This window comes from Mesorhizobium sp. ESP-6-4, assembly GCF_020164735.1.
GTDB lineage: Bacteria > Pseudomonadota > Alphaproteobacteria > Rhizobiales > Rhizobiaceae > Mesorhizobium.
Map to the genome: position 1 here is coordinate 430036 of NZ_JAIUGS010000002.1, position 23473 is coordinate 453508.

A 23473-nucleotide genomic window follows, 5' to 3' on the forward strand; every position below is an offset into this window, starting at 1 on the left:
CATCGCCGGCTAACATGGTGCCCGCCGGTCAGCCCCGCGCAATTCCGGCGGGCACCGTTATCCATAAACAGAAGGCCGCGCAGCCGACCTCGGAGCGAGACGACGTTTTGACCTATATCTCTGCAAAGCCCGCTCGGCAGGATGCCGAAAGCCTGCCTGCCAATGACAACCAGCGTACCACCCTTGCCGATCTTTCGTTCCTCGACATCATCAATGACGAGGACGAGGTCGCCGATATTGCCAGGCGCGCAGAGCGTCTCGGCCATGCCGCGCTCATCACAATGGCGATCGGCCTGGCGGCCCTGCCGTTGCTCTGGCTGATGCTGAGGTGAGCCAGGCCGACCGGCCGCTTCGCCGGCCGGCGCCATCTGCCGGAAAGGATCGTCTCTATCTTCCGGAAAAGAAGGCGTCGAGCGTGGCCGCCGTTTCGATCGGCGATTCCTCCGGAAAGAAATGGCCGCCGGGCATCGCCCCGCCGCTGGCATCGTCGGCCCAGTTCCGCCATATGCCCAGCGGTCCGTCTTCGTCCCGATACCATTCGGCCAGCGCGCCATGCTGGCTCCACAGCGCCAGCACGGGGCAGGATATACGCCGGCCGGCCTCGCGGTCCGCATGGTCGTGCAGCCGGTCGAGCGAAGCCGCCGCGCGATACTCTTCGCAGATGGCGTGGATATGCGCCGGATCGCGCAGCGCATCGACATAAGCCTGCCGTACGCCGGGCGGGAACGCGTCGGCGGCGGATCCCCAGCCGGAAAGCGCATTGTCGACGATTGCTTCGGCCGTCGCCGCCAATATCGTCTCCGGCAGCGGCTCGGGCTGCGCCAGCAGCGACCACGGCCAAAAACTTAGCGCCAGCCTGCCATCGGCCCGGTCCCAGACCTCGGCGGTAGGGACGATGTCGAGCACGGCGAGCTTCTCGACGCGGTCCGGATGATCGAGCGCCAGCCGGTAGGCGACGCGCCCGCCGCGATCATGGCCGGCGACCAGGAAACGTTGGAAGCCGAGGTCCCCCATGAGCGCCGCCATGTCGGCGGCCATGGCGCGCTTGCCGTAGGGCGCATGGTCGGTGGCCGATGGCGGGCAGGAGCTTTGCCCATAACCGCGCAGATCGGCACAGACGACGCTGAAATCCCGCGCCAGGCTGGGCGCCACGTCGCGCCACATCGCATGCGTTTCGGGAAAGCCGTGCAGCAGGAGCAGGCCGGGCCCGCTGCCGCCATGGCGGACGAAGATACGCGCCTCGCCGGTGTCTACTTCCAATGTGTCAAAATCGGCGAACATGCTTGGCTCCGGCGGGATGCGATGCTGATGGCAAAGGCCTCACTTCCAGGCCGAGTCCAGCGTCAGCGACGCCTCGAATATCTGCTCCTTCTCGGTGCGCAGCTTCACGGTGATCTTCAACTGTTCGGTCCCGGGCGCCTCGTCGCGGGCAATGTCGTGCAGGATGCGCAACGCCTCAAGACGGGCACGCTCGCGGTCGGCAAAAAGCTGCCCGTGGTCGTCAATCTGGCCATGCTCGGCGTTATGGAGGTCGAAATAATAGCGTTCCATCGGTGAAGCACTCCGGGCGTTTGGCAAGTTCAATCCCTGGCCCCGATCATGGTTCCAAGCGGTTGATCCTCAGGGAAATCCGCGGCGCGCCGGCCCTTGCTGCGCGGCCGCCTGCAACCGGCCCAGCCCTGCGGCGTTAGCTGTTGCCCATGGAGAACCGCGGATGCTGGAATCGCTTTACCTCAACCTCGGCCAGCATGACGTCCTGTCAGAGGAAGAGAAGGCGCTCCTAGCCGGCGCCATGTCGCTCGAAAGATACGTCGCCGCCGGCGAGGATATCGTCACGGAAGGCACGCGGCCGATCTACAGCACGCTCATCATCGACGGGTTTGCCGCCCGCTACAAGGTGTTGGAGCATGGCGGCCGCCAGTTCACCTCGCTGCAGGTCGCGGGCGATTTCGTCGACCTTCATGCTTTTTTGCTGAAAACGATGGACCATGGCATCGTCGCGCTATCTCCCTGCCATGTCGCCGCAGCGGAGCATAGCAAGCTCAAGACGATTACCGAGCGGGCGCCGCACCTTACCCGGCTGTTGTGGCTGGACACGCTGGTCGATGGCGCCATCCATCGCGAATGGATCGTGGCCATGGGGCGCCGCTCCAAGACCTCTCATCTCGCGCATTTGATATGCGAGCTGTTCGTCAGGCTGCAGGTGGTGAAAAAGACGCGCGAGATGACCTTCCATCTGCCGCTGTCGCAAGCCGAGCTCGCCGACGTGCTCGGCCTCTCCGTCGTCCATATGAACCGGGTCATCGGCACGCTGCGCCGCATGAACGTGGTCAGCTGGACGAACCATATGATCACGATCCTTGACTGGGAGCGGCTGATTGCGATCGCCGAATTCGACCCAACCTATCTCAGCATGACCCGCGAGCCGAGATAGGCATCTAGCTGCGCGGGGTCTTGGATCGCGACCACAGCTCGTCCAGCATGGTAAGCGCGGCACTCGGCTGGGCAGGCCTCAGCAGGCCCTGCTGCGCGGCGACCTTCTTGAAGGCGGCAAAGGCGATTGCCGGACGGCAGGTGCCGGCGATCGCGTCGTCCACCAGCCGGGCCGCCTCGAGATAGGCCGGCGCCTCCTTGTTCTTCCATGCGCCTCCAAGCGCCTTCTTGGCCTCGGCGACGGTGGTAACCACCATCGTGCCACCGCTGACGAAGCGTATCGTGAGGGGCAGGAAACGGCTCATCGGTCCTTCACCATCCGAGCCATTCGCGCGTGCGCCAGGCAAGACCGACAAAGGGCGCGGCCGCGATCATGGCGGCGGCGAGGACAAAAAGCGGGCTGTTCGTACGCATGGATTTCATGTTTCACCGTAAAAATTGCGGATGGCAGTAAACGATGACTTCGGCAGTCGGTTGCATCCGGCCGGATGGTCCGAGGCTGCAAATCCGAGGCTACATATTGCTCGCGGGCCGGGCCGGCGGCGCCGGGCGGTGCGGCGGACGTGGGCGCGGCCTGAGCGGCACTTCGGCCAGCGAAGCACGGATCACCCTGACGGGGACTGGTGGCGCTGCGGCGCGCCGGCGCAGCATTGCGGCCGAGAGACTGCCGATGAGAGTTCGAACGTCCATGTGGACTCCTCCTGAAGAGTCCCCCAGCGACCAAGCGTTAGCACCGCGGCCGGGCGGCCGCATTTAACTTTGATGTACGCGCAGGCATCTCGGCGAGGTGCGGCGATCCAAGGGCCAACCTTTTCCGTTGGCATGCGTTGTCCTCCGAAAGGAGATGACCATGCCGACCAGCAGCCGAACGAAAACCGACACAGCCAGAAAATCAGCGACCGCCAAGAAGACAGACACGGCGAAGGCCGCGAACAGGCAGCGCGGCGTGCAGCGCAAGGTCGATGCCACGGACCGCAGCAAGCCGAAGCCGGAAGCGCCGGGCGCCATGCAGGCCGGCGCGCGCAAATACCCCACGCCGCCTTTCCCCAGGCAGCATCATCCCAAGCCCGGTGAGGAATGGGCGATCGAGCCCGCGCCGCTTTATGATGCGCCCTTCTGGCAAGGGTCGGGCAAGCTCAAGGACAAGGTCGCGCTGATCACCGGCGGCGATTCCGGCATCGGCCGCGCTGTGGCCGTGCTGTTCGCACGCGAGGGTGCCGATGTCGCCATCGCCTATCTCAGCGAGGACCGCGATGCCGAGGCGACTAAGCATGCGATCGAGGCGGAGGGCAGGCGCTGCATCACCTTGCGCGGCGACGTGGCCGAACGCGCCTTCTGCCGCAAGGCGGTGGCGGAAACGCTCAAGGCCTTTGGCAAGCTCGACGTGCTGGTCAACAATGCCGCCTTTCAAATCCACTCCACCGATTTCGCCGATCTGACCGAGGAGCATTTCGACACCACGCTGAAGACCAATCTCTACGGCTATTTCCACATGGCGCAGGAAGCTGTGCCGCACATGAAGCCGGGCTCGGCGATCATCAACACGGGTTCGGTCACCGGCATCGAGGGTTCGAAGGAACTGGTCGACTACTCGATGACCAAGGGCGGCATTCACGCCTTCACCCGCGCTCTCTCCGGCAACCTCATCTCGAAGGGCATCCGCGTCAATGCGGTGGCGCCGGGTCCGGTCTGGACGCCGCTCAACCCATCCGAAAAACAAGCGGAAGACGTTTCGCAGTTCGGCGCCAAGACGCCGATGAAGCGGCCCGCCCAGCCGGAGGAGATCGCGCCGGCCTACGTGTTCCTGGCCTCGCCGCAATGCTCGAGCTACATAACTGGCGAAATCCTGCCGATCATCGGGGGTTACTGACACCCATGAGGAGGATCTCATGAAGAAAGCGCTTCTCATTGCAGTGGTCACCCTGATCCCGGCCCTGCCGGCGGTGGCCCAGAATGCCGCCCAGCCGAACGACCAGCAGGCGCAGAACTGCCAGGCCAAGCCCGACGCCAACGACCAGCAGCAGAAACAGAAGCAGCAGGCCGACACCGATGAGCTGTCGAAAAAACTCGGCAATTGCGGCGGCGTGCTGAAGCCGCCGCCGACCGGCGACAAAAACGCGACGCCGCCGCCCCCGACAGGCAGCGACATGCCGGTGATCAAGCCGGGCGAAATTCCGCCGCAGACCGGCCAATGAGGCCGTCTTCAACAACGAGGATTCAATGCTTGCGCTTCTCGCCCTCGGTCGCCTTGGCGGCCGGCAAGTTGTGGGCCTCGCGTATCATCTGCAATGCCTCCTCACGCGTGAGGCCGCATTTGCGGGCAAAGTAAGCCGCTTCGAGGATCTCGGCCTCGGAAGCCGCCGAAACAGTGGAAGCCGGCCGTCTGTGCTTCTTCTTGGCCATCGGTTCACCGCGCCATGAATCGCTTAGTCAGCTAAATATAGGCCCGTTGTTTCTCATTGCAAATTCACCGCTGCTTTTGGCGATCCTGCTGGGCTGCCTGTGCCATTGGGAACCATTGCACCGGCACAGGATTGTGACTTGCGGGCCGCGTCAGCCGGACCTGGTGGCAAAGAGAACAGGGCTGGTTTCTCCGGCTTCCCGCCCTGGCCAACGAAAAGGCAGTCGAGCTCTTGTCCCACCCGGCCCGCTCCGAGCTTGGGGCAGTACATGGCAGTGGACACGGAATTAAACGGTGGCGGGGTCGAACCGCGCAAGGGCATGCCCAGCCCGCGTCTGGGCGAGGGCGAGTTCAAGCAACGCTACAGGAAGCTGTTCTACGATCCGGCCTTCGAGCCGGAGGCCGAAGCCATAGGCAGGCTGGCCGAAATCGCTTGGCAGGCCTATAGCGAGGAACGCAAAAGTCCGGTGACCCGCAAAGCGGGAGAGGGTTTTCACGACCCAAGCTACGATCTCTCCGTCGAATGGATCGCCGCTCACGATGCGGTCAAAGCCGCGCAACGGCGCCACGAGGATAGAACTGCACCGTCGCGCATCCTGATCATCAACGGCTCCTCACGCAGCGAGCATACTTGCCCGGGCGAAATGTCGAAAAGCTTTCGTCTCGTCGAACTGGCGCGCCGCGCCATTGCCGACAGGCCGGGCTTTTCCGTTGAAGTGCTCGATCTGTCGCGGCTCGCTTCCGAATATGGCCGCAGGATCTACCCTTGCAAGGCCTGCTTCTCGACAGCGGCGGCGCTCTGCCAGTGGCCGTGCTCGTGCTATCCGAACCATTCGCTCGGCCAGGTGCACGACTGGATGAACGACATTTATCCCCTTTGGGTCGAGGCACATGGCGTGATGATCGTCACGCCCGTCAACTGGTACCAGACCTCCTCGCCGGTGAAGTTGATGATGGACCGGCTGGTCTGCGCTGACGGTGGCAATCCCGATCCATCTTTGACGCAGGGCAAGGATGCAGCGCTTGCCAAGCAAGCCGAACTCGCTGGCTGGAGCTATACCCGCCATCTCGAAGGCCGGTTGTTTTCGGTTGTCGTTCATGGCGATACGGAAGGCGCTGCGAACGTACGGCATGCGCTTGCCGACTGGCTGCGTTCGATGAAGCTCGATCCCGTCGGCGAGATTGCCGAACTCGACCGCTATATTGGCTACTGGAAGCCCTATGCAACCAGCCATGACGAGCTCGACGCTGACAAGGACGTTCAGGTTGAAGTAACCAACGCCGCGCTAGCCCTGGCCGAAGCGGTGGCGAGGCGCCGGGCAGGGGAATTCCCCACCATCGGAGCCGACCTCAAGGATCCACGCCCAAAATAGAGGAAGAAGATGCCGCGCTGGGCCAACGAAGGCTGGACAATCCTCAAGGAAAGCGTCTCCGGCTATATTGCCGACAATGCGCTGAGCCACGGCGCGGCGATGGCCTTCTACGCCACCACCTCGCTGGCGCCGATCCTGCTGATCGTGGTCGCGATCGCCGGGTTCGTCATCGGCAACGATGCCGCGCAACTGGCGCTCTCGGCACAGATATCGGGCGTCATGGGACCGCAGAGCGCTGATCTTCTCAAGGCAACGGTCGAGACCGCCTCGCAGCGCGGGTCCGGTACTTTGGCCGCCTTGATCGGGCTGGTCACGCTTTTAATCACCGCGTCCGGCGTCTTCGGCGAGATGCAGCAGACATTGAACGAGATCTGGAAGGTCAAGCCCACCAGCGTGTCGTTTTCGCGCCTGGTGCGGGCGAGGGCGGTGAGCCTCGGACTTGTGGCGGCGCTCGGCTTCCTGCTGCTAGTGTCGCTTGCAGCCAGCACTGCAATCGCCGCGCTTGGCGAAGTCATTAACCGCAGCCTGCCGTTTGGAACGCTGATCGTCAGCGGCATCAACACGATCGTCTCTTTTGTGCTGATCGCGCTGCTCTTCGCCGCGATCTACAAGGTCCTGCCGGACCGCACGCTCAAATGGCGCGATGTCGGCATCGGCGCTGCGGTCACGGCGTTGCTCTTCACCATCGGCAAATCGCTGATCGGCTGGTACATCGGCACCAGCGCCATAGCGACGTCTTACGGAGCGGCGGGCGCGCTGATGGTGGTGCTGGTCTGGGTTTATTATTCGGCACAGATTTTTCTTTTCGGCGCCGAGATTACCCGCGCCTATTCGGTACGGCGCGGCAGCCGGCGCGACCTCGCGCCGGTCGTTGCGAATGCAACCGACCGGGCTGCGCCGCACCATGCCGAAGAAGTAGCCAAACCGGGGACGACGATGCCGGCCGACGCTGGTGCAAGTGTCGGCGCGGCGGCGCCTCGGGCATCCGGCGGCGGGATCGTCCTATGGATTGTCCTCGGCAGCCTGATCACTCTGCTTGTCACGCGGGTCTTGCGCCGCTCAGGCTGATACGACCTCGTCGCCAGGCTCGTGCCTTACCGCCGTTCTTCCTGCCGTTTCTCGATTTCGTAGGACAGCCAGCGGCAGAACATGCCGATAACCGAGGTAGCGGCTCCGCCGAGCAGACAAGCAATCAACAACGGACTTTTCGAGGCACCGTCCCAGCTGACGATCGCCAGCAGCGCCACGCTCACTGTGGAAATCAGATACCCTGTACCCTTGAGAAGATGAAGCGACGATCTGGTCATGTTGGCCCGCCTTCCAATGAACAGACAATCAGGATCGAAGTTCCATTTAGCCGATGTTCCTCCAGACGGTGGAGGCACTTGCTGGAAACCGGGAAGGCAGGCTGGCCGGCCGCGACATACAACTCACTTGGACTGAAGTCGCACGCAGCGCCGCTTTGGTCCAAGCAGTGAAACCTTGGCCCGCCGTTGGTGGTTGTGGGACGGTTTGACGGATATTTGAGTCACTTCATCGTCAACTGTTTGAACGCCCATCATTCCCGCGACTGGTGGGCGTTCATTCGAGGCCAACGATCCAGTGCCAAGGGGCGGACCGGATGACATGCGGCACGCTGTGAGGCGCCCCGACAGCGGTCGCGGGGCGCGCCCCGATCCTCATCGGTAATCTGACGGCCGAGTTTTTTCTATCGCGGGGGGGATTGGTCCGTCCTCGACAAGGATATCCTTCTTGCGCGCGAATGCGGCGAAAACGCCTCGCGCGGTTTCCGCGTCGACTTCGCCGACCAAAGCCGCCTTGCAGGCACGGATAGCCGCTTTCTGCTCCGGGCTATTGCCGCACCAGTCGGTCGCGAACTGATAGGCATCGACGACGGTGTTCAGTTGCCGGGGAAAGCCCAGTCCGACCCAAACGCGAAGGGGTTTCTCGAAAGGTTTGGAAAGCATCGCGAACTCCCATAACCGCGAAACTTTCAAACAGTCAGTCCGCCGCCGCGGCCGCCTTTGCCGGTCATCCATGGCAAGGGCATACTCACGTCCTCGAGAATTTTGACCGACCTTGCGAAACCGCTAAAAGCATCTCTGGCGGCAGTCAGCGGATAGCCGCTGTCGAATGCCCGCTGGCAGGCACGAAGTGCCGTTTCAAAGATGGTTCCGCGCCTGTTCTTGGGCCACGCGTAGAGAAATTCCAGGGCATCTTCCAGGCACGCGATTTCCTGGATGAGGCTGTCTCCGCTCTTCACGAAAACAGGGCTGTCGAACATGCGATCGTTCATAACGTCCTCCAATCGAACGAACAATTGAGTTCAGGCAACGGCTTGGTGCCGACAGCGGCCCAAGCTCAGCGGCGATATGGGTTTGTAGATCTTGACCGTCAAGAGGCCCGGGGTCGCTGCAAGAACCGGCGCGCCAATTCTGCCATCCAGGACGAATTATCGGTCCAACAAACAGCTAAGATCGTTGGTGGCGAGGGCAGCGGCCGCCGTCGTTCGATTAGACCTGCAATGTGGCAGAGAGCCCTGGCAAGCTGCCGGGGCTCGGCGGCCGTCAGCGGATCGTCCGCTATGCGGCTTCAGCCGCGACGTTGACCGCGGATTCGGCAAGCTGGGTAAGCGCGGCGTCCGTTTCCTTTTCTTCGTTCAGCGTCTTGTCGAGCAAGGTGACGGCCTCCGTCAGGCCGAGTTCCTGCGCCCAGGTCCTGAGCGTGCCGTAGCGAGAGATCTCGTAATGCTCGACGGCTTGGGCGGCAGCCAGCAGGCCGGCGTCGAGCGAGGGCGAGCCCTTGTACTCGTCCATGATCTCGGCACCTTCCTCGGTGATGCCTATGATGGCGGCACAAGTCTTCCCCGCCGGTTTCTTATCGATCACCTCGAACACTTCCTCGAGACGGGCGACATGTTCCTCCGTCTGGTCGCGATGCTTCTCGAAGGCCATTTTCAGCGCGTCGTCCTGCGCCGCCTTCGCCATCTTGGGCAGCGTCGTCAGGATTTTCTTCTCGGCGAAATAGATATCTTTCAGCGTGTCATGGAAAAGTTCGTTGAGGCCCTTGTTCGAGGCCGCTTTCGTCGTCGCCATTCTGAATCTCCTGGTGGGTTGGATTACCACCAACACGGCCCGACCAAAGTTGTTCCAGAAAGAAATACATGCGGCGACACAGCTAAAAGCATCAATTGTTATTGACGACGACGAAGCACCGCCGCGGCCAGGCAATTGGCCGGACCGACGCATGAACCGCCCGACTGTCGCATCTGAAGATCGCTTTCCCCTGCTCGGATTCACGCAAACCACTGCGCGATGAGGCCCACCGACGAGGCTGCCATGGTCATTGTCGTTAGCCATCCCAGCGCGCGCAGCCAACCCTGAATTGGGAATTCACCCATGATGTCCTTGCGGCCGGCCATCCGCATCATGACGATCAGCACGGGAACGGCGCATATGCCGTTGATGACGGCGCTCCAGTAAAGCGCCTTGATCGGGTCGATCGGGGTAAACATGATCCCGGTGCCAAGAGCGGTCGCGGCGGCGAGTGTGACGTAAAATGCCAACGCTTCCTTCGGCTTGCGCTGCAGCCCCACCGTCCAGTGCAGGGCTTCGCCGACGGCGAAAGCCGCTGACCCCGCCAGCACCGGCACAGCCAAAAGCCCGGTGCCGATAATTCCCATCGAGAAAATGATGAAGGCGAACTTTCCGGCGGCCGGCTCCAGAGCCTTGGCCGCGTCCGTGGACGAAGCAATATCGGTCACCCCCGCCTTGTGAAGCGTGGCGGCCGTGGTGAAGATGATCGCGACGCCTATCAAATTCGAAAACGCCATTCCGACCAGCGTATCGGCGCGTATCCGCCGGAATGCCCTGGAAGCTTGCCACGGCGCCCATCGCAGCGGCTTGGCGCTTGGCTTGAGTTCCTCCTCCTCGACTTCCTGCGAGGCCTGCCAGAAGAACAGATAAGGCGAGATCGTCGTGCCGAGGATCGCGAGCAGCGTGGTGAAGAAAGCGCCACTCCATTCAATGTGCGGAACAAGCAGGCCTTTGGCCGCATCGGCCCAGGCTACATTTGCGGCGAACATGGCAATGACGTAGGCGAAGAGGCTCAAAGTTGTCCATTTGAGCACTTTCGCGTAGCGGCTGTAGTCGATGAAGATGATCGCGCAGGTACAGACGATCGCGAATGCGATGACATAGAGCGGGCTCGGCCCGCCGATGAGCAGCTCCAACGCGTCCGCCATGGCGCTGAGGTCGGCACCAATATTGATGACGTTGGCAACGGAAAGCAGCACCACCACGACGTAGAGCAGCGGGGAGGGATAGTGTCTGCTGAGGTTGCCGGAAATCCCCCTGCCGGTGGTGCGGCCGATGCGGGCGGCGATCTCCTGGATCGCCGCCATCAGCGGGAAGGTGAACAGCATGGTCCAGCCGATATCGAAACCGAGCTGCGCGCCGGCTTGGCTGTAAGTTCCGATACCGGAGGGATCGTCGTCGGATGCGCCGGTGATAAAACCGGGGCCGATCATACGCAGGAACCGTTGCAAAGGTCCCTTCGCCGACGTGTTGCTTCGTTCTCTCTCGATGTGCGAACCGACTTCGGCCATCGTTGGTTCTTCCATGCCCGGCCGAGCGCTAGCGCAATGGCAGCCGAGGCCAAGGGTAATCGGAGCGACTTGCACGACAGGCTCGGACAGGTGTTTTGCGTAGATAAGCAAGAGCTAACGAAGATGGTGAGTAACTGGCGGCGATGACGTCGGTTCCGCCGTCATCGTCACTTTCGCATCAGAGGGCGGATCCGGTCGGGTGCCAAAAAGGGTCCTACATAAATATATCGGGGGTTGTCTTGCCGGGAGTCAGTTTAAACGCTATATGTGTGACATCGATCTTGTTGAACGAACGTTGTTTCAGGGCCTTTGCGCCCGACGATCTTCCCTCTCAATTTCGAAAACCGTGACGTTTGGCATTCGGCCAAGCGGCGGTAATTTGCGTCGATTTGAAAGGAAATCGTATGACTACTGGAACCGTGAAGTTTTTCAACGCCACCAAGGGCTTTGGCTTCATCGAACAGGGCGGCGGCCAGCCGGACGTGTTCGTTCACATCTCCGCCGTGGAGCGCGCAGGGATGCGTTCTCTCGTCGAAGGCCAGAAGGTAAGCTTTGACGTCGTCAAGGACGCTCGCAGCGGCAAGAGCGCCGCGGAGAACCTCCAGGCAGCCTAAGCCATGCGTCGGCGCCTTTGACCACGGATGTACCGGCACAGGCGCTGGGGCTTTGAGGGAAGGTCGGGTTCGCCCGGCCTTTTTCATTTGCATAGCGAGGTAGCACATGGCTGATACGAATGTGTTCAAGCCGAAAGGCGACGCCAAGAACGAGGCCACTACAAAAACCGCGCGCGCCATCATCGACAGCGAGGCGGCGGCCAGGGTTGCCAAAACGGCGCGTCTTCGCAAGGCCAGGCTTGCGCAGGAGCCGGTGGAGGAGCCGGTAAAGAAGGTGAAGAAGAAGGCCGCCGCCAAATAGGGCGCGGCGTGAGCGGCGCCGTGGCGCCGGGCTGGGTTCGCCTTTCCTGAGATGGTCGTCCCGGCTGCGGGAAAATCTCGATAAGCCTTTGATCAGTGCCGTCCCTTGAGGAACCTCGCCTCTCTCACCAGTGAAGTCCAGTCAGGGCCGATAAGCTTGATCAGTTCGCGAGCTTCGTCCTCCGAGATGTCGGTATCCTTTGCCAGGCGGCGGGCAAGCAATTCCACATCGCCGTGTGCTGGTTGAGCCGCTTTGCCATCGCCGGGTTCGGCGCCGTCGCCTCGGTTGATCATGAGCCAACTCCTTCCGGTAGGAACTTTCGAGGCGGCGGCATGTTTCATGCGTTTCTGCAATTTTGATATCCGGGGCGTCCCGCTGGCGGCGGACCATGAGATCCGCGGCTGATCCCCGATGCGGCGCCTTTCTGGAACCGGCGCAAGGCGGCGCGCCAGGCGCCTCGCGAAGGCAAGCCGATCCGGACAATCCAGCGCGCCTTCGGCGCGGGCGGAACTCGGCCATGGTAGCCCATCAGAGCCATTCATGCCGCCCGACCTGCAGGTCGAAACGGACACGCCGCCGTCGCGCGGGTGACCGGCTTCTCAAAGGCGCTGCCGCGAGGCAACGCCCTTCGTTTTGGGGAGCCGACTGTTACCAGCCCTGCATCCTGTACCAGTCGTCGATGTCGCGGCGCACGCGATCCTTCTCCAGGCCGTAGCGTTCCTGGATTACGCCTTCGAGCTGGTCGCGCTTTCCGGCGATACGATCGAGATCGTCGTCGGTCAGCTTGCCCCACTGTTCCTTCACCTTGCCCTTCACCTGCTTCCAATTGCCTTCGACGCGGTTCCAGTCCATGGCCGGACCTCCTGTTGGACACGGAGGGCTAACGGCAACACGACCGCGAAGTTCCTGTCGAAAGCTCTTTCTGCGTCGAGGCAGGCGCTGAGCACAACGACACGGACGAATGTGCCTTCATCTGGCCGTCATAATGAACCGCCAAATTAGCAAACGCTGAACGTGACCCCCGGTCAGCATGTTCCCAAGACCTCTCTTGCCCGGCTCCTGGTCCGGGCTTCTTTTTAATGCATGTCGCCCAGAATGCGCAGCGGTTCTGGGACGACGGGCATCAAAACAAAGACTTAAAGCGTGTCGTCTGAATTCATTTCAGCGACGCGCCCAGGTGCTGGCATCCGCCTGGAACGGGTGGCGCGGATTGGGGATGGCGCATCCTCAAAAATCCGGCAGCGTTGGAACATTAGGCCGGTGCCGAGGTTCTTGCGGCATGGATGGCGCGCAGTTTCCCCGAAGGCCCGTCATCCGGACCGGGTTCCGACCCGAGCAAGCCCGCCTCGGCCGTCCCTCGCCGGGACGGGCTTTATCGTGACGAGATCGGAAGGACCATGCTTCACCAAGCCGCCAAAATCGCCGAGCAGGCCCATCGGGGTCAGAAAGACAAGACCGGCAGACCCTACATCGAACATCTGAGACGGGTTGCCGATGCGGTCGAAACGCTGGACGAAAAGACGGTTGCCTATCTGCATGACGTGGTCGAGAAAGGCGAGGGTTGGAGTCTCGAGCGGCTGCACGGCGCCGGCTTCGGCCTGCCGGTGGTGGCGGCGGTCGATGCGCTGACCAGGCGCATGGACGAGAGCGAGGAGGGTTTCATTTTCCGCGCCGCCTCGAACGAGCTTGCCCTGCCGGTTAAGATAGCCGACCTGCGCGACAATCTGTGGCAAGCTCATCAGGCGGGCGTTGCGCCGGACCGGTATGAGACGGGGCTCGACATTCTGGGCGAGTTGGCCGCCAGGGACTGAGCGGCGTTGGGGGCACTAGGCTGCTGCGGGCGTCGCCCCGCTATTCGTCTAGCTGCAGCAAATCGAGCCGCGCGTCCGGCAGCGCGTGCTCCCACAGGGCCCTTTCGAGGTCGTTGCGGTTGTCGCCGCCCGTGGCTTCCGGCAGGTCGAGCGCCGTTAAGGCCTGGTCGTCGAACTCGATCGGCGCCCCGTAAAGTTGGGCGATTTGCATCACCAGGCTTTCGATGTCCTCGCGGGCGATGTTCTCGGCGAGGTTCTTGAGCCTGATTTCTTCCGCAACCCGGATGATGTTGACGATCCCGTCGATCCGCAGGGCCTGCTGGACCTTGCAGTGAGAGTCGTCGCGCAGCCGGTTGGAAAATCCTCGCATCATTGGAAAACCCTCCTTTCGCGGGGGTCTATCCCTCTGTTGCAACCATGCGCTGGAGCAGTGCGGTTGGCAATACACAAATTTTAAAAACAATAAATAAATCAGCCAGTTAGCAAAGTATATCAAACGCGGTTTCACCGCATCCTTAGCATCGTTGGCTTCATTACCGATCGGCAAATCATCCCCTCTTGACGCCTTATGGCCATTTCCTATTTCTACTCACAGTTAGGCACATACTAACTCACAGTGTTCGGCTCGGATGGAGGCGGAAGTGGTTGAGCTTGAACGGCCGCAAAGGTTGCAGATCATGCTGACCGACGAGGAATTGGCGGCGCTGGAAAACTGGCGTTTCGAAAAACGCATGCCAAGCCGCTCGGCCGCTGTGCGCGAGCTTTTGCGCCGTGGGCTGGCGTCCGATGGGTTTCTGACCGCTGACCTGGGCGCGAAGTCGCAGGATTTCGGCGTGATATCGCTGGATCGGAAGGTCGCAGATGGCTCCAGCGACTCGAAACCCTGAGCAGATGCACGCTCGCTCGCGGCAGATTGCCTTGACCTCGGCCGGCCCTAATTACCGTCTATGACCAATCCCGGGGGGACGTTCCGACACGATCCGAACGCCGATGCGCGCTTGGCCGCGATCGTCGATTCTTCCTACGACGCCATCGTCGGCAAGACTCTGGACAGCGTGATCACCGACTGGAACCACGCGGCCGAACGCATGTTCGGCCATACCGCCGAAGAGGCCATCGGCCGGTCGATCCTGATGCTGATCCCGGAGCATATGCAAGACGAGGAAACCGAGATCATCGGCCGCATTCGCAAGGGGGAGCGCATTCCGAGCTTTGAGACGGTGCGCAGGCGCAAGGACGGCTCCCTGATCACTGTTTCACTGACGATTTCGCCGATCAGGAACAATGCGGGCGAGATCATCGGCGCCTCGACGATCGCCCGCGATATCAGCGCTGCCAAGGAAAGCGAGCGCCGCATCCGGCTCTTGATGCGCGAGGTCAATCACCGCGTGAAGAACCAGTTCGCCGTGATCCTGTCGATGATCAGGGAAACCAGCAAGCGCTCCACCGATCCGGGCGAGTTCGAGGAACTGATCCGTTCGCGCATCATGGCGCTGTCGCGCTCGCACGATCTCCTGGTCACCTCCGAATGGGCCGGCGCCAGCCTGTTCGACCTGATCCAGGAACATCTGAAGCCTTTCGGCCATGAGGAGCGCATCTCGCTTTCCGGGCCGCTCCTGACCCTGCAGTCCAACGCCGTGCAGAATCTCGGCATGGCCTTCCACGAGTTGGGCACCAACTCATCCAAATATGGCGCGCTGGCGGGCGAAGGCGGCCGCATCGAAATCACCTGGCAGGTCGAGCCCGGTCCGCAAGCGCAGCGGCGCTTTCATCTTCTGTGGCACGAGACATCCGGCGCGACGGCCGTTGGAGCTGAGCAGAAGACGAGTGAGCGCAAGGGTTTTGGCACCGTGGTGCTGCAGCGGGTGGCGCCGCAGTCGCTGAGCGGTTCCTCAAGCCTCGAACGCTCGCCCGGCAGCGTGAAATGGACGCTCGACGCGCCGCTCGAGGCGATCGTCGTTCCGCAGCTGGGGGCAGAGGGCGACGCCGACTTCAGCGTTTGAGCGGCAGGCGGCGGGATTTCTCCCGTCCCACGCCGGCGACGCGCGTTTCGGGCCTGCCCGCCCGCCACTTGCAGCCTGATAGAAACGTAATTACATCAATCGCTAAGCGTGCAATGTCCACGCGGATACAGTTGCTTTGGTCAAGCTTCGTCTATGGAGGTTGTCATGCCAAGCAAACTGATGGAAGCAAGAAAGAGTCAGGACTGGATCACCCTGATCCTGGCGATTTGCCTGTTCATCTCACCATGGGTCATCGGATTCACCGCAGCGACGGTGCCCGCGTGGAACGCCTGGATTGTCGGCGTTCTTCTCGGCGCGCTGGCGCTCGCGACGCTTTCGGTGTTCGCCGAATGGGAAGAATGGGTAAACGTCGTCCTCGGGCTCTGGCTGATCGTGTCGCCCTGGTTGCTACATTTCGCGGCTGACACGTATGTCATGGCCACGCATGTCGTTCTCGGCGTGCTGGTGGTCGCGGCATCGGCCTGGGCTGTCTGGGACTTCCGTCATCCCCACGCTCATGCGTGAGCGGTGATTGAGCGGGAGCCCGCCGCGCAAGCGGCGAGCTCCTGCTACTGCGGCGTCTGGGCATCGGGCTGAACGGCCATGCAGCGTCTTCACGCGATTGCTGCAACGGGAAACGTTTTGGTGCATTCTTGGGAATGGTCTCGATGCTTAACCCCGACACCCCGGCCAAGTGCTGCTCCTACTGCGGCGGCCGCGACCATGATTTCGAGGAATGCCCGAAACGCAAGGCCGACGCTGAGAAGGAAAAGGTGGAGCGGGAGCCGGCCGTGATCAGGCTCCCATATTCTCGTCACGCGTCCTCCAGCCAGTAGATCGCCTTGCGTCGCCATAAAAGACACCATGCGGCGCGGGCCTGCGCGGCCCGCGTCCACGGCTCGATTGCCGACAGGGTACCGTCGAGCCGACGTCTCAATTTGCCGCTCGCCTTATCCCCTCAGCGCACGCGCCGCCGCCTCGGCGAACGAGATGTCGCCCTTGATCTCGCGCATCGCCATCGAAGTCACCGTGCGGCGCACGCCGGGCAGGCGGCTGAGTTCCTCGCGCAGCATCCGGTCGAGCGCCATCATGTCGACGGTGACGATCTGGAGCAGATAGTCGGCTTCGCCCGTGGTGGCGTAGCAGCGGCGGATCAGCGGGTGCTTCTTCACTGCCGCCTCGAAGGCATCCGACACCTCGAAGTCGATCGACACCTGAATGAAGGCCTCGATGCCGAAGCCGATCCTGGCCGGGTCGATGCGGGTCGAATATCCCCGGATAACGCCGGCCTCTTCCAGCGCCTTCACCCGTTTCCAGCAAGGCGTCTTGCTCAAGCCGACCTCCTCGGCGAGTTCGCCGAACGAGATGCGTGCGTCGCGCTCAAGCGCGGCGACTATTCTGCGGTCGAGAGCATCCAGCGTCATTCGTTCTCCAATATGACAGGAGATATCGACGATCGTCCTTCATTCCACGTCATTTGGATAACAGAAAGGAACAATGTTCAAGCCGAGAGCGCTATCCTTGTCGCCCGGTCGAAAAACCTGCCGCAAGAAGGAGAAGCCATGGACAAGAACGATTACCACGCCCGCATCGAGGCCCCCGAGATGCGCGACTACGGCGTCTATCTGAAATGCGATCAGCTGCTCGCCTGCCAAAAACCGCTCTCCGACATGGTCAACGCCGACGAGCTGCAGTTCCAGATCGTGCACCAGGTCGAGGAACTGTGGATGAAGCTCATCGCCTACACGCTGGTTGACGTCCTCGACTATCTGGAGAAACAGGACACGCATCGCATCGTCACGCTGATGGGCCGCGTGCACCGGCTGATGCGCATGATGACGGCGCAGCTCGACCTGCTGGAGACCATGTCGCCCAAGGAGTATCAGCAGATCCGCCTGCAGCTCGGCAATGGCAGCGGCCAGGAATCGCCGGGCTTCAGGCTCTTGCTGCGCCTGCCGCCGGACCTTTGGCGGGCCTTCAAGCATGCCTATCTCGACGGCCGCGGACTGACCGTGGAGGATATCTATGACGAACACTACGACCACGGCGATTCCTATGTCGTGGCCGAGGCGCTGATCGAGTTCGACGAGCTGTTCCAGAAATTCCGCGCCAATCACCTCTATCTGATCCACCGCTCGATCGGGCTCGGCGCGAAGTCGCTGAAAGGCAGGCCGGTGGAGATCCTCGAAGGCGGCGCCCGCCACCGCTTCTTCCCCGAGCTCTGGGACATTCGCTGCGTCATGACGGACCGCTGGGGCGCCGAATACGGCACCGTTCGGGATTCGATCAGCCATCCGCCGCAACTTTCTCCTTCTCCCCTTGTGGGAGAAGGTGGCCGCGAAGCGGCCGGATGAGGGGTGTTCCAGGGAAAGCCAGCGTTTCACTCCGCTGGAACACCCCTCATCCGTCTCGGCGCTGAAGCGCCGATCCACCTTCTCCCACAAGGGGAGAAGGAGAAAGTTGTGGCGCCTCTCGCCAAACAATTTTTCCGGCGCCTGTCGGAACCATCTCTCTCCGCCCGTCCTTGGGGCATCAACCGCTTCAATCCGGAGGACATCGTGGAAATGCAGTCGACCTGGCAGACCGCCGCCATTCTCATCGCCCGCCTGATCTTCGCCGCCATGTTCGCGATGGCCGTCGCCTTCAAGCTGATGGATATCGGCGCCACCGCCGGCTACATCGCGGCCGCCGGCTTCCCGTTCCCGCTGTTCCTGGCCTGGTGCGCGGCGATCCTCGAAGCGTTGCTGGTGATCGCCTTCCTCACCGGCGCTTATCTGACGCCGTTGGCGTTGATCGGCGCGGTCTATGTCATCTTCCTCGGCTTCGCCTTTCACGGCCCGTCGCATTGGGCCGGAAACCAGGCCGAGTTTGGCGCCTTCATGTCGCATTTCCCGTTCGCCGCCGGGCTGCTCTACGCCGCCGCGCACGGCCCGGGCAGCGTGCTGGCCGTCAAGCAGGGTTGGCCAGGCAGGGCGTGAACTTTCCTTCTCCCCGTTCTACGGGGAGAAGGTGGCCGAAGGTCGGATGAGGAGCGGCGCCAACATTTCAAGACAAGGCGCCTTCCCACACGCTCACATCTGATCGTTATACGGCTCTTTCATCTGGCCAACCATGCGCGCCAGCTTCGAGAAGGACGGCATGTCGGCTTCCGGCTGGCACTGGTTGGCGAGTTCGAGCAGCCGGATCGGGAAGTTGACGGCGTCGCGGCTCGAGGCCGACATGCCTTCCGAGCGCTCCTCGCTGGTTTCGCTGGCCTCCGCCTTGCGCAACGCGATGTCGATCTCCTCGACCGTCAGCACGCCCTTGCGCACCAGCACCTGGTTGACCGAAGCGACGGCCATCAGTAGGCCCTCGAGCTGCAGATTGGCGACATTCATGGCTTTTGCTCCCATTGACCGGGGTGAAACGCGCGAGCCGCGGTTACGATCCGGAGATGCGCGAGCCTCGCTTAGGCCTCCATCCACCGCTCTCCATATTCGCTCCAAAGCCGCCTGATCTCGCGGTTGCCGAGCGGCGGCGTCTGGCGGTCACCGTAGAAGACAGCGACGGCGCTGAGGTCATATTGGCCCTCGGCCTGGGCGATGAAGCGGATCGCTTCGCCGAGCGGTCTCGAATGGAAGATCGGATCGGCCTGGCCCCGGCCCAGGCTGCGAACGCCCGAAATGCTTGCTGGCACATGCCGCATCCGAAAGACGGATGCCATGGCAGGTTTGTCCATGCCTGCTCTCCGCGATTCCCCTCAGGGAATGATCCCATAAGCATCGGCTAATGACCAGCCCGGGACGGCCGCCGGAACAGAGCAGGCCCAGCAGAACCTCGGAAACTAAAAAACCGGCGGGGAAAGAAAAAGGCCGGGCGCGACGGTCCAGCCTTTCCGCGCGGTCGCCGCAAGGCAACCCTCGCTCACTATTGTTTTCCGACTCGGCTCTATAGCCGGGCCGGAAATGCCTACCTGTGCCAACGATGCAGCCAGTCCGGCTCGGGGGCGGAGCTTCGGCTGATCGCCATGCCGGCCAGCAAGCCGACCAGCCCGCCGATCAACATCGCGGTCGAGAAGGTGCCGGGGTTCTGCTGCACGGTCTCCGAAACGCTCTGCGCCTGGCTGCGCAACTGGCTCGCCGCGCGCGACGCGCGGTCAGAGGCGCCGCTGTAAAGGTTCGAAGCCCGGTCGGCCGCGCCCCGATACCAACCATGCGCGGTCTCTGCGGCTTCCCCGGCCTGTTCGGAAAGCGTGCGGTTCAGCCGGTTCACCTCACGCTTCAATTCGGCGATCTGCTTCTTCATCGCGTCTTCCGATGCCCGCGAGGCTCGTGCGCTGCTGCGGGACGCGGGACGGGTGCGCGTGGCGCGCGCGGCGGCGGTTTTCGCGTTGCCGTTGGCTGAATTGGTGGTGCTGGTGTCATTGTCTGCCATCGGTCTCTCCTTTTTGCCTCCTGGGAACGAACGGCCGAGCCGTGCCATTGTTCCCCCGCGGTTTCCGCAGGCGCGCCGCCAGACCAAAAGACGATGGCCGCGAAGCGAACTCCACGGCCCTTGGTCCAAGCCCGATGCCCTTGCTTGCCGCAGTTACTTGCCGCAGTTGTTGTCGTTCACGTTCGGCTGCACCGTGGTGGCGGTGCTGTTGTTGGCATCGCCCATTGCGCCCTGCGGATGATTCGCGCAGTTCTTGTCGGCGTTCGAATTCATGTCGCCGCCTGTGATGCTGCCGGTCGTGCCGGTATCGGGCGGAGCGGCCTGGTCAGGCGACGGCGCGGCCGGCGTCTTCGGCTCGACGGTAACGGTCTGGCCGCTGCCCGTGCCGTCATTTCCGGCGGTACCCGCGTTCTGGGCCATCGCCGCCGTCGCGAGGCCGATGGTCAAGGCCGAAGCTGCAAGAATCCTTGTAAGCATGATCTCTTCTCCTCTGTTGCGAGACGGTCATCTGTCGCGTTGCGACTAGGGGTGGAATCCGTCGGACCAAGGTTGGTTCCGACAAAAATTGTTGTGATCTGGCCCGGCGTTTCAATCTATAGGTGTGGCGCGCACGGGGGCTTTGCCGCCGGTATTTTGAGAAATTTAGGAAAATGTACCTAGAGGCTGTTGCCTGGTGAAGGCAGCTATGCTACTATTTTGTCCATGGTGCTGATTTGCGCCAACGACCCGCCGCCGGCGGGTTTTTGTTTTTCGCGCCATCCATTCTTTCGAAGCGCTGGCGGCGCCTTCCCTGTCCTGCGGCGCTTTCAACATTCTGCTGGAGGCCCAGATGCCACGCTATGCCACCATCGTCACCGCCGATGACGGCGCCGAGATCGTCAGCGCTATCGGCGAATTCGAAGGCACAAGCCTTCCGCACCGCTCGGGCCGTTTCGAGCAGGTCGCGCCGGGCGTGCGCATCGGTATGGTTCGCGGTGGCCTTGATGAAGCCGTCGCCGGTTTCGGTTTCCCGCGCCAGGGCCTCGGCCCGGCTGCGGTCCGCACAGCCACGGCGGGGCTGAAGGCAATGGCCGCGCCGTCCGCCGATGCCCGGCCGGCCAGGCCGGCCAGCGCAAGGCTGCGCAGGAAGCCGGCCCGCAAGGTCCGCAAGGCGAAGGCGGCGAAAGCAGCGCCATCGGATTCTGTCACCCATGGCTGACGAAAACAGACGCCGCGAGCCCGTCGGCGCGAAGCCGGCGAGGCGAAAGCCGAAAGCTACCAAAGCCGCTGCCGCTCCGTCCCCCCGCCCCAAGCGCTCGCGAAGGACGCTCGTCGACGATTTCGCCGCCGCGCTTCGCGCCGATTTCCGCGTCCATGGCGCGGGCGTAATCGCCGCGGTGCGCGCCGAAAAACCCGAGCAGTATCTGAAGGTCGTGCTGACGCTGCTGCCCAAGGATTTCTCGGCCAAGGATTTCTCGGAACGTGTCGATGCCAAGCAAACCAGCCTCGGGCAATTGAGCGATGAGGAGATCCGCAGCCGTATCCGCGGCCTCGAAGCGAGCCTCCGGCCGCTCCTGGACAGCGATGCAAACCTATCTGGCTCTTCTGGAGGAGATGGACCGCAGGCGTCGCCGTAACCTTCTTGCAGCCTACGCGCCATACAAGCGGCAGGCCGAATTTCATTCGGCAGGCGCGACGCACCGCGAGCGTCTGTTCATGGCCGGAAACCAGCTCGGCAAAACCAGGGCAGGGGGCGCGGAATGGGCCATGCACCTCACCGGTCGCTATCCGGGCTGGTGGAAGGGCAAGGTGTTCGGCCAACCCGTCAGGCTCTGGGCCGCCGGCGTCACCGGCGAGGGCACGCGCGACAATCCGCAGCGCGTGCTGGTCGGTCCGCCGCAGCAGCAAAGCGAGTGGGGCACCGGCATGATCCCGGCCGATGCCATCGCCGACACGGTAATGGGCCGCGGCGCGCCGGGAGCGCTGGACAGCGTCGTCGTGCGCTGGGGCGGTGGCGGCGATGTGCAGGCCGGCGAGAGCGTGCTTTCCTTCAAGAGCTACGAAAAAGGCCGCGAGAAATGGCAGGGCGAGACGCTGCACGGCGTCTGGTTTGACGAGGAACCGCCGCTGGATATCTATTCCGAGGGCCTCACCCGAACGAATGCCACGGACGGCATCACGATCGTCACGTTCACGCCGCTGCTCGGCATGAGCGACGTGGTGTTGCGGTTTTTGAGCGCGGAGGCGGTTCAGGACTTGGGTTCCTCGCCCCCGCAAGGCGGGGGAGAGGTGGCCGCGCAGCGGCCGGAGAGGGGGGCTTCGTAGGGCGATAAGCTCTACGAATAGCTTTCCGCTCTTGCATCGAAGGCCGGCGCTGCCACCACTCCGTCGCCGCTTCGCCGCGCCATCTCTCCCTCACTTGCGTGGGGGCGACGAACTGGAGCTTGCCGTAGGCTCTGTCAAAACGATTTCCACCCCTTATGGTGCGCGAACGCGCGGTCGCGCGACTTGCATGCCGTAAGGGATTTCAGGAATGTATGTAGGCCGTTCTTACAGGTTGCTGGACTTCGCGCTCTGGTCGCGGCGCAGCGTCATCTACATGGTCGTGGTGAGCGGGTTGGCGATCGCCGCCTACCGCCTTCCGGCGACCGCGGGCTTCTCGGTGCCGTGGTCGGTCGTGCTGGTGCTCGGCACCACGGTGTCGCTCGTCGCCGGATTCAAGAATTCGCAGGTCTTCACCCGCGCCAACGAGGCTCTGCAGGCCTTCTCGCAGATCACCGCCAGCAGCCGGATGCTGTCCGGCTTCTGCCGGGATTTCATGGATGCTGCCACCGCCCGGCGGCTGATCTACCGCCATCTCGCCTGGCTGACGGCGCTGCGTTTTTCGCTGCGGCGGCCGATGCCTTGGGAATCGCTGGCGAAAGCGGCCAACATCGAGTTCCGGCGCCGCCGCTATCACATTGAGGAGGACAAGACCTCGCTTGCCGAGGAACTGCGCAGGCTGCTGGGCGAGGAAGCCGAAAGCGTGCTGAAATCGCCACAGCCGGCGATAGAGCTTCTCGACAGGCAATTGGCCGAGGTCAACGGCTTGTTGAAGAGTTCAGCCGTTCCGACGCAGGTCTATTCCGAGCTGATCAAGCTGATACGCGACTTGCAGGACCAGCAGGCGCGTTGCGATCGCATCAAGAACAATCCCTATCCCCGGCAATACGCGATCGTGAGCTCGATGTTCATGATCATCTTCTGCACCTTGCTGCCCTTCGGCGTTGTTCCGGTCTTTGCCGACATGGCCAAGCTGGGCGGCGTGCTCGGCTGGATCTCGATCTGGCTGACCATCCCGTTCAGCGCGCTGCTGGGCTGGGTCTACATGTCGCTGGATCTGGTCGGCGAAAGCAGCGCCAATCCGTTCGAAGGCAACGCCAACGACGTGCCGATCTCGCAAATCTGCCGCGACATCGAGATCGAGCTGCGCCGTGGCCTTGGCGAGGCCGCGCTTCCCGCGCCGCTGGCGCCGGTGAACGACATCGCGACGTGAAGTT

General features: G+C 62.6%; 35 protein-coding genes. 18 read left to right on the forward strand and 17 right to left on the reverse strand.

Going from position 1 to position 23473, the window contains the following annotated elements:
• Nucleotides 1-107 precede the first annotated feature (107 nt).
• Nucleotides 108-332 carry a hypothetical protein gene (locus tag LB523_RS05800; RefSeq protein WP_140840687.1) on the forward strand — a complete coding sequence of 75 codons (225 nt, stop codon included), beginning with the start codon at nt 108-110 and terminating at the stop codon, nt 330-332.
• A 55-nt stretch (nt 333-387) separates the two neighbouring features.
• On the opposite strand, the gene LB523_RS05805 is transcribed toward LB523_RS05800, so the two are convergent.
• Both LB523_RS05805 and LB523_RS05810 read right to left on the reverse strand, forming a co-directional pair.
• Nucleotides 388-1281 carry an alpha/beta fold hydrolase gene (locus tag LB523_RS05805; RefSeq protein ID WP_224601434.1) on the reverse strand — a complete coding sequence of 298 codons (894 nt, stop codon included), beginning with the start codon at nt 1279-1281 and terminating at the stop codon, nt 388-390.
• Nucleotides 1282-1320: 39 nt separating this feature from the next.
• On the reverse strand, nt 1321-1551 hold the full coding sequence (locus LB523_RS05810) for a DUF6894 family protein (RefSeq protein WP_095768388.1): 231 nt from the start codon (nt 1549-1551) through the stop codon (nt 1321-1323).
• 163 nt (nt 1552-1714) lie between these two features.
• Here LB523_RS05810 and LB523_RS05815 point away from each other — a divergent pair, with 163 nt between their 5' ends.
• Complete coding sequence (locus LB523_RS05815; RefSeq protein WP_224601436.1) at nt 1715-2434, forward strand: Crp/Fnr family transcriptional regulator; 720 nt, start codon at nt 1715-1717, stop codon at nt 2432-2434.
• Between the two features lie 4 nt (nt 2435-2438).
• Here LB523_RS05815 and LB523_RS05820 read toward each other — a convergent pair whose 3' ends face one another.
• Nucleotides 2439-2738 carry a DUF982 domain-containing protein gene (locus LB523_RS05820; RefSeq protein ID WP_095768390.1) on the reverse strand — a complete coding sequence of 100 codons (300 nt, stop codon included), beginning with the start codon at nt 2736-2738 and terminating at the stop codon, nt 2439-2441.
• 545 nt (nt 2739-3283) lie between these two features.
• Here LB523_RS05820 and LB523_RS05825 point away from each other — a divergent pair.
• Nucleotides 3284-4303, forward strand: a complete 1020-nt coding sequence (locus tag LB523_RS05825) for an SDR family oxidoreductase (RefSeq protein ID WP_224601438.1) — start codon at nt 3284-3286, stop codon at nt 4301-4303.
• Between the two features lie 19 nt (nt 4304-4322).
• Nucleotides 4323-4628, forward strand: coding sequence for a hypothetical protein (locus LB523_RS05830; RefSeq protein ID WP_095768391.1), 306 nt, complete (start codon nt 4323-4325; stop codon nt 4626-4628).
• A gap of 22 nt (nt 4629-4650) precedes the next feature.
• On the opposite strand, the gene LB523_RS05835 is transcribed toward LB523_RS05830, so the two are convergent.
• Entirely contained in the window at nt 4651-4836 is a 186-nt protein-coding gene (locus tag LB523_RS05835) for a hypothetical protein (RefSeq protein ID WP_095768392.1), read from the reverse strand.
• Nucleotides 4837-5103: 267 nt separating this feature from the next.
• Here LB523_RS05835 and LB523_RS05840 point away from each other — a divergent pair, with 267 nt between their 5' ends.
• The gene (locus LB523_RS05840; RefSeq protein ID WP_224601440.1) at nt 5104-6207 is read left to right on the forward strand and encodes a flavodoxin family protein; all 1104 of its coding nucleotides are present in this window, start codon (nt 5104-5106) and stop codon (nt 6205-6207) included.
• A gap of 9 nt (nt 6208-6216) precedes the next feature.
• Entirely contained in the window at nt 6217-7275 is a 1059-nt protein-coding gene (locus tag LB523_RS05845) for a YihY/virulence factor BrkB family protein (RefSeq protein WP_224601442.1), read from the forward strand.
• 26 nt (nt 7276-7301) lie between these two features.
• On the opposite strand, the gene LB523_RS05850 is transcribed toward LB523_RS05845, so the two are convergent.
• The 5 genes from LB523_RS05850 to LB523_RS05870 all read right to left on the reverse strand — a co-directional run bounded on the left by LB523_RS05850 (nt 7302) and on the right by LB523_RS05870 (nt 10813).
• Nucleotides 7302-7514, reverse strand: coding sequence for a hypothetical protein (locus LB523_RS05850; protein ID WP_141245383.1), 213 nt, complete (start codon nt 7512-7514; stop codon nt 7302-7304).
• A 372-nt stretch (nt 7515-7886) separates the two neighbouring features.
• Nucleotides 7887-8174: a DUF982 domain-containing protein gene (locus LB523_RS05855; protein ID WP_224601444.1), complete on the reverse strand. Its 288-nt coding sequence runs from the start codon at nt 8172-8174 to the stop codon at nt 7887-7889.
• Nucleotides 8175-8200: 26 nt separating this feature from the next.
• Entirely contained in the window at nt 8201-8503 is a 303-nt protein-coding gene (locus LB523_RS05860; protein WP_140840699.1) for a DUF982 domain-containing protein, read from the reverse strand.
• 286 nt (nt 8504-8789) lie between these two features.
• Entirely contained in the window at nt 8790-9302 is a 513-nt protein-coding gene (locus LB523_RS05865; RefSeq protein WP_224530884.1) for a ferritin-like domain-containing protein, read from the reverse strand.
• 200 nt (nt 9303-9502) lie between these two features.
• Nucleotides 9503-10813, reverse strand: a complete 1311-nt coding sequence (locus LB523_RS05870; RefSeq protein WP_224601797.1) for an Nramp family divalent metal transporter — start codon at nt 10811-10813, stop codon at nt 9503-9505.
• A 404-nt stretch (nt 10814-11217) separates the two neighbouring features.
• Here LB523_RS05870 and LB523_RS05875 point away from each other — a divergent pair, with 404 nt between their 5' ends.
• The gene (locus LB523_RS05875; protein ID WP_095768399.1) at nt 11218-11427 is read left to right on the forward strand and encodes a cold-shock protein; all 210 of its coding nucleotides are present in this window, start codon (nt 11218-11220) and stop codon (nt 11425-11427) included.
• 106 nt (nt 11428-11533) lie between these two features.
• Nucleotides 11534-11728, forward strand: coding sequence for a hypothetical protein (locus LB523_RS05880; protein WP_140543027.1), 195 nt, complete (start codon nt 11534-11536; stop codon nt 11726-11728).
• Nucleotides 11729-11820: 92 nt separating this feature from the next.
• Here the strand turns inward: LB523_RS05880 and LB523_RS05885 are convergent, their stop codons facing one another.
• Both LB523_RS05885 and LB523_RS05890 read right to left on the reverse strand, forming a co-directional pair.
• Nucleotides 11821-12021, reverse strand: a complete 201-nt coding sequence (locus LB523_RS05885) for a hypothetical protein (RefSeq protein ID WP_140840705.1) — start codon at nt 12019-12021, stop codon at nt 11821-11823.
• 355 nt (nt 12022-12376) lie between these two features.
• The gene (locus LB523_RS05890) at nt 12377-12580 is read right to left on the reverse strand and encodes a CsbD family protein (RefSeq protein WP_095768401.1); all 204 of its coding nucleotides are present in this window, start codon (nt 12578-12580) and stop codon (nt 12377-12379) included.
• A gap of 545 nt (nt 12581-13125) precedes the next feature.
• On the opposite strand from LB523_RS05890, the gene LB523_RS05895 reads away from it, so the two are divergent.
• On the forward strand, nt 13126-13539 hold the full coding sequence (locus LB523_RS05895; protein WP_140840707.1) for an HD domain-containing protein: 414 nt from the start codon (nt 13126-13128) through the stop codon (nt 13537-13539).
• A 40-nt stretch (nt 13540-13579) separates the two neighbouring features.
• Here the strand turns inward: LB523_RS05895 and LB523_RS05900 are convergent, their stop codons facing one another.
• Nucleotides 13580-14086 (reverse strand): hypothetical protein, encoded by a 507-nt coding sequence (locus tag LB523_RS05900; RefSeq protein ID WP_224601445.1) that lies wholly within the window; start codon nt 14084-14086, stop codon nt 13580-13582.
• A gap of 94 nt (nt 14087-14180) precedes the next feature.
• Between LB523_RS05900 and LB523_RS05905 the strand changes: the two genes are divergently transcribed.
• From LB523_RS05905 to LB523_RS05915, 3 genes are all read left to right on the forward strand, one after another.
• The gene (locus LB523_RS05905) at nt 14181-14426 is read left to right on the forward strand and encodes a hypothetical protein (protein ID WP_095768404.1); all 246 of its coding nucleotides are present in this window, start codon (nt 14181-14183) and stop codon (nt 14424-14426) included.
• Nucleotides 14427-14486: 60 nt separating this feature from the next.
• Nucleotides 14487-15542: a PAS domain S-box protein gene (locus LB523_RS05910; RefSeq protein ID WP_224601448.1), complete on the forward strand. Its 1056-nt coding sequence runs from the start codon at nt 14487-14489 to the stop codon at nt 15540-15542.
• 165 nt (nt 15543-15707) lie between these two features.
• Nucleotides 15708-16067 (forward strand): SPW repeat protein, encoded by a 360-nt coding sequence (locus LB523_RS05915; RefSeq protein WP_095768502.1) that lies wholly within the window; start codon nt 15708-15710, stop codon nt 16065-16067.
• Between the two features lie 425 nt (nt 16068-16492).
• Here LB523_RS05915 and LB523_RS05920 read toward each other — a convergent pair whose 3' ends face one another.
• Complete coding sequence (locus LB523_RS05920) at nt 16493-16966, reverse strand: Lrp/AsnC family transcriptional regulator (protein ID WP_095768406.1); 474 nt, start codon at nt 16964-16966, stop codon at nt 16493-16495.
• Between the two features lie 138 nt (nt 16967-17104).
• Here LB523_RS05920 and LB523_RS05925 point away from each other — a divergent pair, with 138 nt between their 5' ends.
• Together LB523_RS05925 and LB523_RS05930 are read left to right on the forward strand one after the other, a co-directional pair.
• Nucleotides 17105-17896, forward strand: a complete 792-nt coding sequence (locus LB523_RS05925) for a tryptophan 2,3-dioxygenase family protein (RefSeq protein WP_224601450.1) — start codon at nt 17105-17107, stop codon at nt 17894-17896.
• 210 nt (nt 17897-18106) lie between these two features.
• Nucleotides 18107-18520, forward strand: a complete 414-nt coding sequence (locus LB523_RS05930) for a DoxX family protein (RefSeq protein WP_224601799.1) — start codon at nt 18107-18109, stop codon at nt 18518-18520.
• Between the two features lie 93 nt (nt 18521-18613).
• Here LB523_RS05930 and LB523_RS05935 read toward each other — a convergent pair whose 3' ends face one another.
• From LB523_RS05935 to LB523_RS05950, 4 genes are all read right to left on the reverse strand, one after another.
• Entirely contained in the window at nt 18614-18919 is a 306-nt protein-coding gene (locus LB523_RS05935; protein ID WP_095768409.1) for a hypothetical protein, read from the reverse strand.
• Nucleotides 18920-18990: 71 nt separating this feature from the next.
• Complete coding sequence (locus LB523_RS05940; protein ID WP_095768410.1) at nt 18991-19260, reverse strand: hypothetical protein; 270 nt, start codon at nt 19258-19260, stop codon at nt 18991-18993.
• A gap of 230 nt (nt 19261-19490) precedes the next feature.
• Entirely contained in the window at nt 19491-19955 is a 465-nt protein-coding gene (locus LB523_RS05945; protein ID WP_095768411.1) for a hypothetical protein, read from the reverse strand.
• Between the two features lie 153 nt (nt 19956-20108).
• Nucleotides 20109-20402 (reverse strand): hypothetical protein, encoded by a 294-nt coding sequence (locus LB523_RS05950; protein ID WP_318011945.1) that lies wholly within the window; start codon nt 20400-20402, stop codon nt 20109-20111.
• Between the two features lie 382 nt (nt 20403-20784).
• Between LB523_RS05950 and LB523_RS05955 the strand changes: the two genes are divergently transcribed.
• The 4 genes from LB523_RS05955 (at nt 20785) to LB523_RS05970 (ending at nt 23469) form a co-directional block, all read left to right on the forward strand.
• Nucleotides 20785-21153, forward strand: coding sequence for a hypothetical protein (locus tag LB523_RS05955; protein ID WP_224601452.1), 369 nt, complete (start codon nt 20785-20787; stop codon nt 21151-21153).
• Nucleotides 21146-21571, forward strand: a complete 426-nt coding sequence (locus tag LB523_RS05960) for a hypothetical protein (protein WP_224601454.1) — start codon at nt 21146-21148, stop codon at nt 21569-21571. The genes LB523_RS05955 and LB523_RS05960 overlap by 8 nt, the downstream gene beginning before the upstream one ends.
• On the forward strand, nt 21519-22259 hold the full coding sequence (locus tag LB523_RS05965; RefSeq protein ID WP_224601456.1) for a terminase large subunit domain-containing protein: 741 nt from the start codon (nt 21519-21521) through the stop codon (nt 22257-22259). The genes LB523_RS05960 and LB523_RS05965 overlap by 53 nt, the downstream gene beginning before the upstream one ends.
• A gap of 208 nt (nt 22260-22467) precedes the next feature.
• On the forward strand, nt 22468-23469 hold the full coding sequence (locus LB523_RS05970) for a bestrophin family protein (protein ID WP_224601458.1): 1002 nt from the start codon (nt 22468-22470) through the stop codon (nt 23467-23469).
• The last annotated feature ends 4 nt before the right edge of the window (nt 23470-23473 follow it).